The organism is Candidatus Kuenenia sp. (genome assembly GCF_039794105.1).
Taxonomy (GTDB): domain Bacteria; phylum Planctomycetota; class Brocadiia; order Brocadiales; family Brocadiaceae; genus Kuenenia.
Window position 1 is genome coordinate 29,642 of the sequence record NZ_JBDIWA010000011.1, and the last position, 16,559, is coordinate 46,200.

Genomic DNA, 16,559 nt, shown 5'->3' on the forward strand with positions numbered 1-16,559 from the left:
AATATCCGAACATTACTTTGTGCCCTTTATTTATGTTTGTAGATGTGTCATCAATTGCATTGTCATACCAAATTTAACTGGCGGGGGAATATCGAATGGTGCGGAAGGGGGGATTTGAACCCCCACCCCGGTTAAGGGACTAGCCCCTCAAGCTAGCGTGTCTGCCGATTCCACCACTTCCGCATTTTGTTGATGTGCTTTTACTGTGGCAACTTCCGTCTATTTTTATAACAACTTCCGATCTTCTCAACTTCAATGATACTTTTAATACTTTATTATATTATTCCATTTATACTATTAAACAACCCTTTTCTTTCAATATATTCATTACCTTCGCAAAACAGGCAATCAAAATCAATACCCCTTCAAGAGGTGTACACATTTTTCTTAACTTATATCTATCTAATCACTTAAAAAACCTAGTAAATTTTATCACCATAGCATGAAATGTCAAATAATTTTACCCCCTTGTACCTTTTAGTTTCCCCATCTTTTGCCGACAGGTTTGCTCCATCTCACGTCAACATACTCCATTTGTTTCAAGCTCGTACCCTCAATCTTTGCAATACTCAAGAGATTTTGAAGTTTCTCTTCGTCGGTGAGTTCATCCGGAGGCTTGAATAATGAAGAACATCCCCAACGAATCTGTGTATTGTTTTCCGTCCACAAAATAATATCACTTCCCCGGGAATATTTCTCTCTATGCACATTTGTTACATCCACAGATACAATCCCAAAGAGGTTGTGTATGTTATTTATCCTGAGAAATTTCACCAATGCTATTCCTGCCTTTATCTTCTTATCATTCCACTCTTTTCCCGGCAATGGCAGCCTGGATAACTTTCTGCTTTGAATGTAAGGGCTTATATAATCGACATCAGAGAATTTATAATATTCTTTTGGCAACAATACCCCTTCTTCATCAACAAGATAAAAATTCTCCCCTTTTTTTATCAAAGCAAACGGCCTGCGCATCGTAAACCTGATGTTGAGTTTATTGGGGAATACACGCTTTACCACATCAACTTTTTTAATCACTACCATATCGCCATATATCGTTGCTATCCTATTCGCTATGTCCCTTTCATATAAACTATAATGGCCATGCAATGCCTCTACTTGTTTTATATCTTCGGAAAAACGATTATCCATCCATGGCGGCACATTAAATGTCAAAGTAGCAGGATTCACTTTAAATATACTTAAATCGGTGAGTGTATTCCATACTTCCTTTAATCCCCAAATGGTAAAAATTACAATACAAACCACTCCCGCAAATTTTAATAAAAATGGGTATAGCTGCCGATTGAACCAATGAAGTTTTTCAAAAATAGAAGGCACAAGAGATTTGAATGTAAATGTGTGGTTCAGAGATTTTTTAATTTTTAATCGACCCATCTATACTTACAAAACTCTTTTGTGAAGCAAGATCGACAATTTTTTCACATAATGATGTGAAAGAAATATCTGCTGCCCTTGCCGCCATCGGCAATAAGCTTTTTTCTGTAAAACCCGGTATTGTATTGACTTCCAATATGTAAAAATCATTCTTATTATCCAGCAACATATCCACTCTGGAAAACCCTCTGCAACCTATAGCATTGTGTGCCTCAATAGCCAATTCCTGAGCTTTATCGTACAACGCAGCATCCAGAAAACCAACATCGCAACCATGCGTATTCAATTTGTTTGTTTTGTTTTCAAAGGTTTTATTTATTACAAAATATCTTGTTTTACAGCTATTGTATTTCGCATTATAATCAAAAAAAGCATCTGATACACAAATCTCTATAATTGGCAATGCCCTGTTATCCAGTATCCCAATCGTTAACTCCCTGCCAGATACATATCTTTCAACAAACGCTTCATCGCCGCACATTAATGCTTCTCCAACATGAGAATGAAAATGGCTGCCGTCTTTAATTATGGATACCCCTATGCTAGAGCCGCCGTTCGTTGGTTTTATTACTACTGGCAAACCAAACCCTTGAATCTCTTGCTCTATCTCCGCCAGATTTACGGGTTTCTTTAGCAAGAAATACTCCGGAGTCTTGAGTCCGGCATCCAAAAAACATCGTTTCGATTCCACCTTATCCATGGCAATCCTGCTGGCGTTAACCCCTGAACCTGTATAGGGAATGTCTTTTACTTCCAAAAGCTGCTGAACCCCCCCGTCTTCTCCAAAGTATCCGTGTAATGCAATGAATGCAACATCAATCTCCTTATGATCAAGTTCTTTTATGTCTTCATCCTTTACATCAATACAAATAACATTGTATCCCGCTTCTTTTAGCGCCTTTGCTACGGCATTACCCGACCGTAAAGATATTTCACGCTCAGAAGAAACGCCCCCCATCAGTACTGCAATATTTCGTGTTCTCATTTTATACCCGCTTTATAGTGTTCCTTGGAATATTGGGTTTTTTGTCATTTGAATTTGTTTCGTATTTCGATATTCGTATTTCGAATTTGGTTGCGGCCAAAGGCTGCGCTATGTGCTGTTCCTATTCTTTCCGCAAGTTCATGCGCCACTTTCCAAATATCGCCCGCACCCATCGTAATAATAACATCTCCAGGCTTCGCATTCAAACAAAGCATGTCTGTAATGTGTTCCATTTGCGGATAATATTGTATATCGACGCCTGTTTTGCGAATTTCTTCATACAATTTTAATGAACTAATTGAAGTTTTTTCAAAATCATTGTCGCGTGACTCATAGATATCTGCCAGCGCCACTTTATCTGCAAGATAAAACGATTCCGAGAGTTTTTTCAATAAATGCCTGGTTCTGCTATACTGATGCGGTTGGTATACACACCATATTCTTCTTGAGGGATAAAGCTCGCGCGCCGCTTTCAGTGTGACGTCTATTTCCGTGGGATGGTGAGCATAATCATCAATTATTGTAATATTATTCTTTATGGCAACAATTTGAAAACGCCTTTTTGCACCTTTAAAAGACTCCAATGAAGTTTTTATAACTTCTTTATCAACGCCAATAGATGTACAAACGGCAATAGCGGCAAGTGCATTCAATATGTTATGCGACCCTGGAATCTTTAACCGAAAATCACCGAAGATTTTGCCTCTATTGTAAACCCTGAATTTATTTATACCCTGAATAGCAGGAAGAATCTTTTTTGCATACCAATGAGAAGTATGCCGTAGTGAGTAAGTTTCTCTCTTACAAACGGCTCTTTTCGCAGCAACTGCAACATTTCTGTCATCATCATTCACTACTAACAAACCATTTTTTGCTATCAGGTTTGCAAAATGCCCAAAAGCATTTACTATTTCTTCAAGATTGCCATAATAGTCTAAATGATCTTCATCTATATTTGTAATCACTCCTATAGAAGGAACCAGGTCGAGGAATGAACTATTATACTCACAGGCCTCCGCCACAAACAAATTCCCCTTTCCTAAATGAGCATTTCCTCCGATATCAGGGACTTCTCCACCGATAACATAAGTAGGATCCAATTCCGCTTTTTTTAAAATAGTGGAAATCATTGCGCTGGTGGTTGTTTTTCCATGTGTGCCGCTAATTGCAATGCCTCTCTTTTCCTGCATTAAAGAGCCAAGTATTTGAGAGTATTTTACCACCTTAATGCCCGATTGCCTGGCAACTTTCAGTTCTGGATTGCCCTCCTGAATCGCGGCAGAAACTATTACCATATCAGTTTCCAATGACATCATACTGCCATCTTGTTTTGAGTTAACCGTCACTCCTATTTTTTCCAGTGAAGAAATAAGCGGCGATAGCAGGATATCTGAACCGGCAACAATACACCCTTCACTCACAAGAATACGTGCAAGCGCACTCATCCCATTCCCGCCAATCCCGATAAAATAAACACGGTTTCCGCGCAAAGGCTTGTAATTAAAAAATCTGTTATTAACTGATGATGTTGTATGCGCTAAGGATATATCCATATGTTTTTGTTGTATAATGAGTTATCTGGCGAGCAATGCTACCCGCGTCTCCCTGTAACTAATTAGTCTGCTTATCGTATCTACAACACAAACAGAGGCATCCGGGCGCCCCATTTCTTTGCTAAACATCTTCATTCTCTCGTATTTTTCCTTGTTTCTGAAAAGGTCAATAATAACTTCAACAATCTTTTCAGGCGTTAAATCAATCTGCGGTAATAAATATCCACCGCCGTTTTTCTCCACTTCGACTGCATTCCAGTATTGGTGATTATCAGCGGCGTAGGGATAGGGTATAAGAATAGCAGGAATACCAATTGCAGTAATTTCAGCAATTGTTGTTGCACCTGCCCTGCATATAACAATATCTGCTATATTGAGCGCCGCATCCATTTCATTTAAAAAACTACATACAAATGAATTAATCTTTGTTTGCCCGTATCCTTTTTTTACGCATTCATATCCATGCTCGCCCGCACAGTGAATTATTTGTATTTTCTCTGAAAACGGTTCCAGTTTATGTAGACTTTTCACCATAACCTCATTAATTGCCTGTGCGCCCTGGCTACCGCCGGTGACTACAATGGTGTATTTTGCGCTATCAAAACCGAACTTTTCATAATAATTCTTCTTCCTGCCAGACACTATCCCCTTACGGATAGGCGTCCCGGTAACATTTACCTTCCTTGCCTTCGCAAACCATTTGAGAGAAGAACGCCAATGGCAACATACCTCGTCCGCCCATCTTGCCAAAAACAAATTCGCCTTGCCTGGCACCACATTTTGTTCAAGCAATACGGAAGGGATGCACAGTAATTTTGCCGCAATAATTGGCGCAAAAGAAGCATATCCCCCCAACCCTACTACAATATCAGGCTTGAATTTTCGCTGCAGGAAAAGAGATTCAATCACCCCCAAAATTGCCATTCTAAGAAATACAAAAATTCCCTTAAATGATCTTTCCCATTTTTTTGCATGTATTTTCTGAAACTGAAACCCTTGTTGTACTACATATTCCTCTTCAAACTTTTTCTCCGTGCCGCAAAACATAATTTCTGCATTATGGAATCTCATACGAATTTCTTCTGCAGCGCTAATTCCAGCAATAAGGTGGCCGCCTGTGCCGCCGCCCGCAAATATTATTCTCATTTCTCAACCCCTATTTTCAATAATTGCCATCAGTAATTAAAACATTTAAAAACGTTAGTTCCAAGCCGGAACATGGAAACGAAAGCGAAATAATATCTCTTATTTCGATTTTCGTCATTGGTCATTGGTCAATAGTCATTGGTCAATTGTAAGCTTGTGACGAATTTTCTACTCTGTGCAATCTGTGTAATCTGTGGTTCCCCTTTTTTAACAACTACCATGAAAATGCGGATATCTTAGAAATTATTTTACCGGTAATTCTCACGGGGAAAAACCTTTCATTAACGGATAGTTTTTCTTTCACCTCATCGTTCAATAGTTTGTCTGTGTCACAACCGAAAGATTGTTTCGCAATATTAACCAAAATCCCTATGCCAAGCATTGAAAATAACAAAGAAGAACCCCCTGTACTTAGAAACGGCAATGGAATACCTTTTGTCGGTATAATACCGGAAACGACTGCAATATTCATAACTGACTGCAAACCAAACATCATGGTAATGCCAAGTCCTAAAAAGAAACCAAACACATCCTTCGTCCTGCTGACAATTTTCAACCCCTGCCATAGCAGTAATGAAAAAAGGACAATAATTGTCATTCCCCCAATAAAACCGAATTCTTCCCCGATGACGGTAAATATAAAATCACTGCTGCTTTCCGGTAAGAAAAACAGTTTTTGTTTGCTATTGCCAAGTCCCAGGCCTGTCAGCCCTCCGGAACCAAGGGCAATCCATGACTGTATTACATGATAGCCAGTCCCCTGCGGGTCCTGCCACGGATCGAGAAATGAGGTAAATCGTATTTTTCTATACGTAACACTAAAAATCAATTCGTAGATAAACGGCGCCGACGCAAGCAAAGTAAAAAAGATAAAAATAATCCGCGTGCCCCCCACCATGCACATCAACATTAATAGTATAACGATAAACGCCGCTGTACCAAAGTCTGGTTCCAGGAGTATTAGCCCGCCCATCAGTGTTATGAACCCCAGAGGTATTAAAAACCCTCTTTTAAAGCTATGCATGTGATTATGATTTTTGGCTATATAGTTCGATATAAATATAATCATAGCCAATTTTGCAAATTCAGACGGCTGAATACCCGCAATACCGCCCAATCGGATCCATCTTCTAGCGCCGTTGGCTACCGTTCCAACACCTGGCAACAGCACAAGTATAAGGCTAATCACTGATACCGCAATAATCGGATACGTTAATTTCTGTAAATGCCGGTAATCGACAGACGACATAGCAAATAACACCGCCAAACTTAATACTATCCATAAAAGATGTTTGGCAAATTGATAACCATTGCTGCCTGCCGCAAACATTGCCGTGTCAGTACTATAAACAGTGACAATACTAAAACCCAGTAGTGCAACGACAATATATACGAGACAGTGCCATGATTTCAAAATATCTCTCCTGATTAAATTGAATCACAAAAGCATAAAACTACAGACTGACAGCAACGCTGCAATTATCCAAAACCTAAGGGTAATTTTCGATTCCGGCCAACCCGCAAATTGAAAGTGATGATGCAAAGGGGCGCACAGGAAGATTCTTTTCTTCGTAATTTTATAAAAATATATCTGAACAAGCACCGATACTGCCTCCGCAACGAAAACACCCCCTATAACAATCATCAATATTTCCTGTTTTACGATAATACTCACTAATGCTAGCATCCCACCCAGCGTCAGAGAACCTGTATCTCCCATAAAAATTTGTGCAGGATAACTGTTGTACCATAAAAACCCCATACCGCCCCCTACCAGTGCGGCGCAGAAAATACTCAATTCACCGGCGCCGGGAATGTAAGGAATTCTCAAATATTCACTAAAGTCAACCCTGCCGGAAATATACGCAATAATGGCAAAAGAGATGCCTGCAATTATACTGCATCCTATTGCCAATCCATCCAGGCCATCCGTTATATTCACGGCATTTGACATGCCTACAATAAAAAAAGTGACTATTATGACATAAAAAGGTCCCAGTTCCGGCCTCAAGTCCTTCATTAACGGAATCATCAACTGAGTGCCCCATGTGAACTTGCTGGAATAAAAATATAATATCAATCCAAGGATAAGCCCTAAGGCAGACTGGAATAATAATTTTGATATATCTGTCAGGCCGGACGAGTTCTTTTGTGTAAGCTTGATGTAATCATCAATAAAACCGATTACGCCAAACCAGATCAATGTAAACATCAATAACAAAACGTAAATATTGTAAATATTACACCAAAATAACGTAGCGACTAATATTGAAACCAAAACAACAATCCCGCCCATTGTTGGCGTGTTTTTTTTTGAAAAGTGCAATTTTTTCAATTCTTCTGAATCCGTCTTCGTAGTGTCTTCTCCATAATTTAAGGCACGAAATTTCCTGATAAACCAGCAGCCGAAAATAATGCTTATTAAAAATGCCGTAAATGCCGCCAGGCAGGAACGAAAGGAGATTAACCTGAATATTTCAAACGAAAACATTGAATACAATAAACCGTATAACAATCCATGCCCTCTTAAATAACATCAGTTATGAGTAAGTACACGCGGAGAGAAATATTCCCGATATTTATCAATGATAGTTTCCATGTGCATACCCCTGGAACCTTTAATAAGTATTACATCATTTTCCCTGAATTCACCCATGTCATATTCCGTGATGCCATCAAGACTCCGGAAACTTAACACCTTTTCCACATCCATGCCGCCATCTTTTGCAGCGCTTGCAATATCAGATGCGTATTTACCCACCGTCCATAATAAATCCAGATTAAGCGCAGACACCTTTTCCCCGACTTCTTTATGCAGGGCATGTGATTCTTTTCCAAGTTCAAGCATATCTCCGCAAATGAATATCTTCCGCCCCACCACGTCAATTTCTTCAAAATATTTCAAGGCGGCAAAAATGGATTCCGGGTTTGCATTGTAAGCATCATTAATAAAGGTGACATTGCCTATCTGCTGAGAATCGATTCTCATGTCTGGCAATTTAAATGAGAGAAAGGCATTATGAAGTCCACTTATATCGAGGCCAAGCGCATAGCAGACCGCAAACGAAGCCAGACAATTGCTAATGTTATGATGACCTGGAACGTGAAGTTGTATTTCGAATTGCCTGCGGCAACCCCCCCGCCCCCCCCAGAGGGAGGGAAGAGTTTTGGGAAGGGCTCCTGATGCGGGCTTCACACCTTTAACCCCCCAGTGGGGGGGGCATGGGGGGGTATTGTAATCAATATCGATTGTAAACACAGAACCATTGCCTTTTTTCTTTACATCAGTACCTATTATTTGCGCATTCGGACCGAAGCCAAAACTTATCTTATTGCCTCCGAATTTGTCCGCAATTTCACAGCACCACGGGTTATCAGCGTTATATACAAAAACTCCGTCTTCTTTCAGATTTTTTACTATATCACCCTTTTCCAATGCGACGCCCTCAATACTCCCTAATCCTTCCAGGTGTGTTTTGGAAATATTCAGGATTACCGCTATATCGGGTAAACCAATCTCCGAAAGACGCAATATCTCTCCCGGAGCATTTGTACCCATTTCGAGTATTCCGTATTTATGTTTTGACTCAATTTCAAATATAGTCAGGGGAACACCGATAAAATTATTAAAACTCTTTTGTGGTTTTACTACCGGGGCAAAATGAGAAAGCAGGTGATATAACATCTCTTTGGTGGTGGTTTTGCCATTACTTCCTGTGATACCTATGATCTTTGCATTTAATTTCCGGCGGTAATATCTCGCTAAATCGCCCAATGCGGTTTTAACATCATCTACCAAAATCAGAGGGAGGCACTTGCCGCTAATATCAATTCCACCTTGTTTTGATACCACCGCACCAATTGCACCCGCATCAAAGGCTTGCTCAATAAACTGACGCCCGTCGTAGTGGTCGCCTTTTATAGCAAAAAACACATTGCCCTTATGGACGTTTCTGCTGTCAACAGAAACGCCATTCACCATTAAACCACTGCCATTCGATATCGCTTTCCCGTTAACGGCTTGTATCACTTCTTCAAGAGAAATTGCGTCCATTTTCATTCATCGCCTAATTTTGAGATACCATAGTGCCGGATAATACCTGCTTTACCACTTCACGGTCATCAAAAAGAATACTCTTGTCTTTCAATATCTGGCAACGTTCGTGACCCTTTCCTGCAATAACGACAACATCGCCCTTTTTCGCCTCAAGGAGGGCTTCTTCAATTGCAACTTTTCTATCCGGTTGAACTTTATAGCACGAATCCCGCTTTATTCCTTTCTGTATTTCACGTATTATATCAAGCGGGTCTTCAGAACGGGGATTATCATTTGTTATCCAAAATAAATCTGAATATTTTTCTGCGATATGCCCCATCTTTGCCCTTTTCCCTTTATCCCTGTCTCCACCACAGCCAAATACCAAAATAATCCTCCTGGTTGCGATACTTCTAAGAGTCTCTAAAACGACCTGTAACGCATCGTGCGTATGTGCATAATCAATAAGAACGTGGAAATCCTGACCGTATTCCAGTTTTTCCAGCCTGCCGGGAACGTTATTTAAAGATTCAAGGCCTTTTCTTATTATTTCCATATCAAAACCGAGACAAAACCCCGTCGCTGCGGCTGCCAGTGCATTATAAACATTATGATTGCCTGTTAATTTTAAGTGAATAACTTCCTTTCCCCAGGGAGAAATCAATAAAAACCTTGTTCCGTTAACCCCCATATTTATTATCTCTGCTCTTACGTGTGCAGACGTATCCTTTATCCCATACCACACTATTTGTGCGGCAGTGCTCTTTACAAAATATTTGCTTGAAGTATGGTCGGCATTTAACACCGCAGACGCATTTTCATCTAATCCCCTCATCAATTTAATTTTTTCTTCTCTGTAATTTTTAATATTTTCATGATAATCGAGATGTTCCGCAGACAGATTGGTAAAAACAGCAGAACGGAAATGCACTCCGTCCAGCCTGTGCTGCGAAAGTGCGTGAGAACTTGCCTCAATTACCGCATATCGTATATTGTTGTTAAGCATATCTGAAAGATGTGATTGTATATCAACGGATTCAGGGGTGGTTTCATTTGCGGGGATAATCCTGCTCCCTAATTGATAATATATAGTTCCTATTAACCCCGCCTTATTGCCGGAAGATTCTATGATAGACTTCGTAAAAAACGAAGTAGTTGTCTTGCCATTCGTTCCGGTAATACCTACTATTGTCATTTTTGAAGAAGGATAGCCATAAAAACATTCACTCAGAAGAGAAAGCGCCCGCCGGGCATTCGGCACAACAATTTGCGGAACATGTATAACATAGTCAACACCTTTCTCCGCAACTACGGCGATAGCTCCCTTCTCTATTGCCATTGTAATAAAATCGTGACCATCAGATTTATAACCCTTTATAGCAACAAAAATATACCCCTCTTTCACTTTACGGGAATCGTGTGTTAGCCCTAAAACGACTTTTTCCGTAAAGGAATTGCACGTATATTTTTCTAAAACAGCACAAATTTCGCTTAATTTCATTTTGCGACCTTCAAAAACCCATTAAACTAAATGTTTTTTTCATTACCTGAAAAACAATCAATTTTCAGTACGCCATCGAAGCCTTGTGTGCCCAGGCTCTGCGGTTGAACAATCCGTTCGTATAAACGCTTCGTATTGTCTACCCTGTCAACCTCCTCTGCATATTCCTTTAAAAGCCTATGCAGCGTTTCTCTATTACTCGCCCGCGCCATTTCTAATTCTTTTTGGGAAGCATACAAACTATACCATAAAATAAAATTTTTCTTGTTTAAATCCTTCGGCCCCATCATTATTCCTCCTCCCATTTCCGCTAAGTGCTATAATTATAACAAATATATTTACCATTATTTTGTTACACTTTGGTTTTTTGAAGAAGCAAAATGCTCTTTCCCAAATTCCGCAGACAGGGAAAAATGTTCAATATTCAATTCTCAATTTGTAAGGACACGCCATGGCGTGTCCCTACAACCCCTTTCCTTTTTTCATTGTACCAATAGTCAGTGCATCGCCATCTTTAATTTTAATGGCTCTACCTCAAGATACTGCAGCGTTTTTCTGATAATTTCCCGCACTGACGGAGCTGCCACAGTGCCGCCATAATAAGCGCCCTTTGGTTCATCAACCATTATTAACACACAAATACGGGGATTCTCCGCCGGAGCATATGCGACAAAGGAAGCGATATATTTATTTCGCGAATAACGACCATCGCTCTTGTTAACCTTCTGGGACGTCCCTGTTTTTCCGGCAACTTCATATTCCGCTAAAAAAGCCCTCTTCCCAGTGCCATTTCTCACGGCATCAACTAATATAGGATTTAACAAATCACGGGCAACTTCTTCGCTCATTACACGCCTGATAACCTGAGGCGCATTATATTCTTCTTTAACCTTGCCGTCATTGCCGGTAATCGACTTTATTATTACTGGTTTTAACAGCAGACCGCCATTTGCAATACTGCTAAATATAGTGACAAACTGAAGCGGTGTTGCGGCAATTTCATGGCCTATTGAAACCGATACTAAAGAAAATTGCTTAGACCAGCTTTTCAGGGGACGAAAAATTCCCGCCTGTTCTCCGGATAATTCAATACCAGACTTATTCCCAAAATTAAACTGTTCAAGGTGACGATACATCCTTTCGATTCCCATGCGCATACCCAGCTTTGCCATCCCGATATTACTGGAATGGGTAACAATTTCTGCAACAGTAAGGGTATCGTAGCGGTGCGAATCATGTAATATTCTTTTCCCCATTACATATCTTCCATTTTCACAGTTAATCATATCATTCGGCCTGGCAAGTTTATTTTCAAATATGCCGGCCAGCACAATCGGTTTTATTATTGAACCCGGTTCATAATAATCGGTGACTGCCAGATTTTTTCTTGCACTCGCAGGATATTTGCCAACATTATTTGGATCATATGCAGGCAGATTCGCCATGGCAAGGATTTCTCCGGTGCTTGTATCCATCACAATCGCTGTAGCAGAGGCCGGCGACCATGTTTTGCCAAGATTCTCCAGTTCCTCTTCGGCAAAACGCTGAATATTCGCATCAATTGTCAGCATAACATTGTTTCCATGCCTTGGGCGCCGCATCTCTGTGTCTGCCGTTAAAATATTGCTTTGCTGGGCATCGCGGTACATCCTTTTATAACCAGGCTCTCCGAGCAATGTTTGATTGCATGACAATTCAATACCTTCAAGACCATTTTCATCGATATCCGTGAACCCGATAACATGGCTTCCTAATGGGCCATTTTGATAAAAACGCTGATACTCATGCTCAATATGCACCCCTTGCAAGGAGAGCTTCCGAATCTCTTTCAATTCCTCATCGCTGACCCTTCTCTTTATCCAGACAAATTTTTTATCTTTTTCGAGTTTTGCAGATACTTTTGAGGGGTCAAGGTGTAAGACCTTGCTTAAGTGGCTGGCGACTACAGAAACGTCTTTAATTGCAGAAGGGTTTGCATAAACAGAGCCGACACGTAAAGATTCCGCAAGCTTCCTACCGTTTCTATCCAATATCAACCCCCTTCTTGCGGATAAGGTTACCTTCTTGCTTTGCTGTGCTTTGGCCAGTTTTAAATATTTATCATGCTCAAGTACCTGTATACGGCATAAATTTACTGCCAACCCTATGAAGACCAAAATAAGCATAAAACCTATCGTATTCGTCCAAAACCTGTGCATGTTTTTAAAATACATAACCGGCTTTCCTTAGAATAGAAAAAAATACCTTTAAAAATTTACGAACGCTTTCGAGAAAAAAATACTTTCCCCGAAAGCGTTCGGGAGGAAGGCAATAAAATAAGTTCAAATATCAATCCTCAGTCCTCAATCCTCAGGTGGCAATGGTCACTTTTGCCAATTGCCGATTGTAGACTGCCAACTGCCGAACAGACAAATACTAATAACATCTTACCGTTTTACTATCTCCTGAAAAATTCTCACATTTAACCATCTCTAGTTATGGAGCACACGACCCTTCAATATTTGTTCTTTTTGTGTATATAAATTACCTGCCATAATTGTTTTTGCATCCCGCCCCACATTTCCCTTTATATTCCCGGCAACCACACTGTTCTGAAAATATTCTTTAGGTAAAAGCGCCAGTTGATAGATTTTTACCTTATCTACAATCACCTCGGGTGATTTTAATTTCTGCACATAATAATTGAGGTTTTTGTTTCTTTCAGACATCTCATTAAAATCTTTTTGCAGTTGTGCAATCTGATACCCTGTTTCAATGGTTTTATTTCTCTCCCATACAACCAACACCGCCATAGTTATTATAATAGCAAACATTACCAACCATCTGAACATTCCCATGTTAAATCCTTTCTGCAACTCTGAGTTTTGCGCTTCTGCTCCTCGCGTTTCTTTCTATTTCAGAAGCACACGGCCTTAAAGGTTTTTTGGTTATTATGTGAAAAATATTTTTATCTTCCATCTCTATAAAACTGTTTTTCACAATTCTATCTTCCAGTGAATGAAAGCTTATGACGGCAATACGCGCACCTTTTACCATAGAAAAATGAATCTTATTCAAAAATTTTTCCAAACTTTCCAGTTCTCTGTTAACTGCTATTCTCAATGCCTGAAAGACCCTTGTTGCAGGATGAATTCTGTGTCTCATAGATGGCACAGCACGTTCTATTATCCTTGCTAACTGTATTGTTGACTTTAATCCGGATACACTTCTTTCTTTTATTATCCGCCTTGCAATTCTTTTTGACCAACGTTCTTCCCCATATTTTTTTAACAATCCCTGCAAATCCCGTTCAGATATCTTCCGTAATAAATCCTGCGCCATAAAGGAAGCCGTTCGGTCCATTCTCATATCAAGCGGGCCTTCTTTAGAAAAACTAAATCCGCGCTCTGCGTTATCAAACTGCAATGAAGAAGCGCCCAGATCGAGAAGTACACCATGAACTCCGTCAATGCCAGCCTGCCGCAATACTTCATCAGCATCGACATAATCGGCATGGTACAATTTAAACGGACATCCTCTGTCCGATAAATACTCTTTTGTCATATTTAACATCTCAAAATCCTTATCAATGCCAATCAAACAACCATCAGGTTTAATCCTGTCCATTATTTTACCTGCATGCCCTCCGCCTCCCACCGTGCAATCCAAGATAATGCGGCCCGGCTGCAAACACAGGTATTCCAACACCTCATCAACCATGACCGGCTCATGAAGCAGATTATCTTTTTTACCAGACATATGATATTTTCATAAAAACCTGCGCGGGTTCAATCCTGGAATATCTCATTGATTTCACAGTGATTATAATGCGTTTGTCCTGATCCTGCCATTCATCGGTTATAAGGAAAGTCATGCTTACTGGAATAAATCTTCTGCAATTTCTTCATATTCCTCGTTAGTTTCCGATTCAAAGTCGCTCCAGTTTTTTTCATCCCAGATTTCAATCCGGTTGTTCACACCCACAATAACAACATTTTTTTGTATATTCGCAATTTCTTTGAGGTACTGAGGAATTAATATGCGACCATGAGGATCCGTTACGCTAATGTGTTGGGCTTTAGAGAAAAAAAGACGCTGAAATTGTCGCGCCTTTTTATTCGTAAAAGAGGATTGTTCTATTTTGGAAACAACACCTTGCCATTCTTTAGGGGTATACATGAAGAGACATGTATCGAGGCCCCGCGTTATATAAAACCCTTTCCCCTCAACTTCTTCATTAATGCTTTCACGCAAAGAAGCCGGAATGGCAAGGCGGTTTTTAGTATCTATTGTGTGTCGGTACTCTCCGGTGAACATATGTTTTCCCCACTTTTCACCACTTTATACCACTTTATACCACTTGCATGGCTATGAAATTATCTTATTTTTTTCTTTTGTCAACAAATATTTTTCCCTTTGTTTTTACGTAATCCGCGGAATATTAACTATCTATCCAAATGGTTGTCATATTATCATCTTCAGGTACTATATGTTGTAGTAATAAAAAAGAATGTTTTTCCTGAAATTTGACGTACGTTTTTCTTTTTTTCATGAATTTCCATAATTGAACACTGTTTTTTTAATTGTTATTTTCTTAGATGTCTCTTAATATGAAGCAAAGAAACCAAAGTGCCTGTAATTTTCTGTTTTTACCTGAAGAACCTTTTTATCCGCAGATTTCGCAGATTAGCGCAGATAAAAACCTTCTTTAATCTTCTCCCAATCTGTGGAAATCTGCGTAATCTGTGGATTATTTATTTTCATCCCCATTTATGACTAAAGCGCATGGATGTTTCACTGCCAAATACCGGAATGCCTGACGCCTCTATTATTTCTCATAAATTATCCGATTATGATTTCGATCTTCCAAAAGAACTTATTGCCCAAAAACCTACGGAAGAAAGGGATAACGCGCGGCTTTTGGTTTTACATCGCCGCACTGGCAGGATGGAGCATCGCAGATTCAGTGAAATTGCCGGTTACCTCCGCCCTGAAGATCTTCTCGTGTTGAATAATACGAAGGTTATTCCGTCACGAATAGCCGGTAAAAAGCCTCATGGGGCATATGTAGATTTATTGTTCATAGAAGAATTGGAAGGTAATCACTGGAAGGCTTTGCTAAAATCAAATGGACCGTTAAAAAAAGGAGAGAAGATTTATCTTGATAATACCGCTGTTTCAGCCAGTTTACTTGGAAAACATGAAGATAACTCGTGGATATTGCGGATAGAAAACGGGGCGAATATAAGGGAACTTATTCATCGAACAGGAGAAATGCCATTACCCCCATATATAAAACGTCCTAAAAAAAACAATACACTTTCCACCCTGGATGCAGAACGATATCAGACTGTGTTCGCCCAAAAGGAAGGCGCTATCGCAGCCCCAACGGCGGGATTACATTTTAGCAAGGATGTTTTGGGAAAAATAAGAAATAGCGGAACAGATATAGCGTTTGTCACACTTCATGTCGGATTAGGCACGTTTTTGCCTATCAAAACGGAAGAGATAAAAAATCACCACATGCATAAAGAATATTACGAATATCCAAGAGAATTGCTCAAAAAAATAACTATCACCAAAAACCGGGGTGGACGCATTATTGCAACCGGAAGCACATCTTGCCGGACGCTTGAAACGATTGCATTGAATAACAACATACATCAGTTTTCCGGCTATACGGATTTGTTTATTTATCCGCCATATCCATTTCAATACGTTGACGCGCTCATTACCAACTTTCATCTTCCGAAAACCACTCTTTTCTTATTAGTTTCAGCCTTTGCAGGAAGGGAACAAATTTTGAACGCCTATGAAATTGCCAAAAAAGAGGGATATCGTTTTTACAGCTACGGTGACTGTATGCTGATCATTTAATTCTGTGGACTTAACCATAAAGCTTATCCACACTTTGTGAGTGAAAATTTATTATATTTTTGCGCAAAACGTAAGAATAAAATG

The 16,559-nt window shown here is 39.8% G+C and carries 14 protein-coding genes and 1 tRNA gene; 1 reads left to right on the forward strand and 14 read right to left on the reverse strand.

Annotated elements, in window-relative coordinates; translation table 11 throughout:
• Window positions 1-96 precede the first annotated feature (96 nt).
• The 14 genes from ABJL82_RS07590 to mraZ form a co-directional block, all read right to left on the reverse strand.
• Window positions 97-183 (reverse strand) — tRNA-Leu (locus tag ABJL82_RS07590).
• A 294-nt stretch (window positions 184-477) separates the two neighbouring features.
• On the reverse strand, window positions 478-1,398 hold the full coding sequence (locus ABJL82_RS07595; protein ID WP_347274129.1) for a hypothetical protein: 921 nt from the start codon (window positions 1,396-1,398) through the stop codon (window positions 478-480).
• A complete protein-coding gene (locus tag ABJL82_RS07600) occupies window positions 1,379-2,383 on the reverse strand; it encodes a D-alanine--D-alanine ligase (RefSeq protein ID WP_347274130.1) in 1,005 nt (334 codons plus the stop codon). The genes ABJL82_RS07595 and ABJL82_RS07600 overlap by 20 nt, the downstream gene beginning before the upstream one ends.
• Before the next feature lie 44 nt (window positions 2,384-2,427).
• Entirely contained in the window at window positions 2,428-3,936 is a 1,509-nt protein-coding gene (gene murC, locus ABJL82_RS07605; protein WP_347274131.1) for a UDP-N-acetylmuramate--L-alanine ligase, read from the reverse strand.
• Between the two features lie 21 nt (window positions 3,937-3,957).
• A complete protein-coding gene (gene murG, locus ABJL82_RS07610; RefSeq protein WP_347274132.1) occupies window positions 3,958-5,082 on the reverse strand; it encodes an undecaprenyldiphospho-muramoylpentapeptide beta-N-acetylglucosaminyltransferase in 1,125 nt (374 codons plus the stop codon).
• Window positions 5,083-5,296: 214 nt separating this feature from the next.
• Window positions 5,297-6,496, reverse strand: a complete 1,200-nt coding sequence (gene ftsW, locus ABJL82_RS07615) for a putative lipid II flippase FtsW (RefSeq protein ID WP_347274133.1) — start codon at window positions 6,494-6,496, stop codon at window positions 5,297-5,299.
• Window positions 6,497-6,520: 24 nt separating this feature from the next.
• Window positions 6,521-7,597: a phospho-N-acetylmuramoyl-pentapeptide-transferase gene (mraY, locus tag ABJL82_RS07620; protein ID WP_347274134.1), complete on the reverse strand. Its 1,077-nt coding sequence runs from the start codon at window positions 7,595-7,597 to the stop codon at window positions 6,521-6,523.
• A 21-nt stretch (window positions 7,598-7,618) separates the two neighbouring features.
• Window positions 7,619-9,136, reverse strand: a complete 1,518-nt coding sequence (locus ABJL82_RS07625; protein ID WP_347274135.1) for a Mur ligase family protein — start codon at window positions 9,134-9,136, stop codon at window positions 7,619-7,621.
• A gap of 13 nt (window positions 9,137-9,149) precedes the next feature.
• Entirely contained in the window at window positions 9,150-10,619 is a 1,470-nt protein-coding gene (locus ABJL82_RS07630; protein ID WP_347274136.1) for a UDP-N-acetylmuramoyl-L-alanyl-D-glutamate--2,6-diaminopimelate ligase, read from the reverse strand.
• A gap of 26 nt (window positions 10,620-10,645) precedes the next feature.
• Complete coding sequence (locus ABJL82_RS07635) at window positions 10,646-10,909, reverse strand: hypothetical protein (RefSeq protein WP_347274137.1); 264 nt, start codon at window positions 10,907-10,909, stop codon at window positions 10,646-10,648.
• 207 nt (window positions 10,910-11,116) lie between these two features.
• A complete protein-coding gene (locus ABJL82_RS07640; RefSeq protein WP_347274138.1) occupies window positions 11,117-12,832 on the reverse strand; it encodes a penicillin-binding protein 2 in 1,716 nt (571 codons plus the stop codon).
• A 258-nt stretch (window positions 12,833-13,090) separates the two neighbouring features.
• Entirely contained in the window at window positions 13,091-13,450 is a 360-nt protein-coding gene (locus ABJL82_RS07645) for a hypothetical protein (RefSeq protein WP_347274139.1), read from the reverse strand.
• 7 nt (window positions 13,451-13,457) lie between these two features.
• Window positions 13,458-14,357 carry a 16S rRNA (cytosine(1402)-N(4))-methyltransferase RsmH gene (gene rsmH, locus ABJL82_RS07650; protein ID WP_347274140.1) on the reverse strand — a complete coding sequence of 300 codons (900 nt, stop codon included), beginning with the start codon at window positions 14,355-14,357 and terminating at the stop codon, window positions 13,458-13,460.
• 117 nt (window positions 14,358-14,474) lie between these two features.
• A complete protein-coding gene (mraZ, locus tag ABJL82_RS07655; protein WP_099326359.1) occupies window positions 14,475-14,915 on the reverse strand; it encodes a division/cell wall cluster transcriptional repressor MraZ in 441 nt (146 codons plus the stop codon).
• 468 nt (window positions 14,916-15,383) lie between these two features.
• Here mraZ and queA point away from each other — a divergent pair, with 468 nt between their 5' ends.
• Window positions 15,384-16,475 carry a tRNA preQ1(34) S-adenosylmethionine ribosyltransferase-isomerase QueA gene (gene queA, locus ABJL82_RS07660; RefSeq protein ID WP_347274141.1) on the forward strand — a complete coding sequence of 364 codons (1,092 nt, stop codon included), beginning with the start codon at window positions 15,384-15,386 and terminating at the stop codon, window positions 16,473-16,475.
• The last annotated feature ends 84 nt before the right edge of the window (window positions 16,476-16,559 follow it).

Coding starts and splice junctions, on each gene's coding strand:
- murC (WP_347274131.1), bottom strand. CDS start 3,936: ATGGATATATCCTTAGCGCATACAACATCATCAGTTAATAACAGATTT.
- ABJL82_RS07640 (WP_347274138.1), bottom strand. CDS start 12,832: ATGTATTTTAAAAACATGCACAGGTTTTGGACGAATACGATAGGTTTT.
- queA (WP_347274141.1), top strand. CDS start 15,384: ATGGATGTTTCACTGCCAAATACCGGAATGCCTGACGCCTCTATTATT.
- ABJL82_RS07600 (WP_347274130.1), bottom strand. CDS start 2,383: ATGAGAACACGAAATATTGCAGTACTGATGGGGGGCGTTTCTTCTGAG.
- ABJL82_RS07645 (WP_347274139.1), bottom strand. CDS start 13,450: ATGTTCAGATGGTTGGTAATGTTTGCTATTATAATAACTATGGCGGTG.
- rsmH (WP_347274140.1), bottom strand. CDS start 14,357: ATGTCTGGTAAAAAAGATAATCTGCTTCATGAGCCGGTCATGGTTGAT.
- ABJL82_RS07595 (WP_347274129.1), bottom strand. CDS start 1,398: ATGGGTCGATTAAAAATTAAAAAATCTCTGAACCACACATTTACATTC.
- ABJL82_RS07635 (WP_347274137.1), bottom strand. CDS start 10,909: ATGATGGGGCCGAAGGATTTAAACAAGAAAAATTTTATTTTATGGTAT.
- ABJL82_RS07630 (WP_347274136.1), bottom strand. CDS start 10,619: ATGAAATTAAGCGAAATTTGTGCTGTTTTAGAAAAATATACGTGCAAT.
- mraZ (WP_099326359.1), bottom strand. CDS start 14,915: ATGTTCACCGGAGAGTACCGACACACAATAGATACTAAAAACCGCCTT.
- murG (WP_347274132.1), bottom strand. CDS start 5,082: ATGAGAATAATATTTGCGGGCGGCGGCACAGGCGGCCACCTTATTGCT.
- ABJL82_RS07625 (WP_347274135.1), bottom strand. CDS start 9,136: ATGGACGCAATTTCTCTTGAAGAAGTGATACAAGCCGTTAACGGGAAA.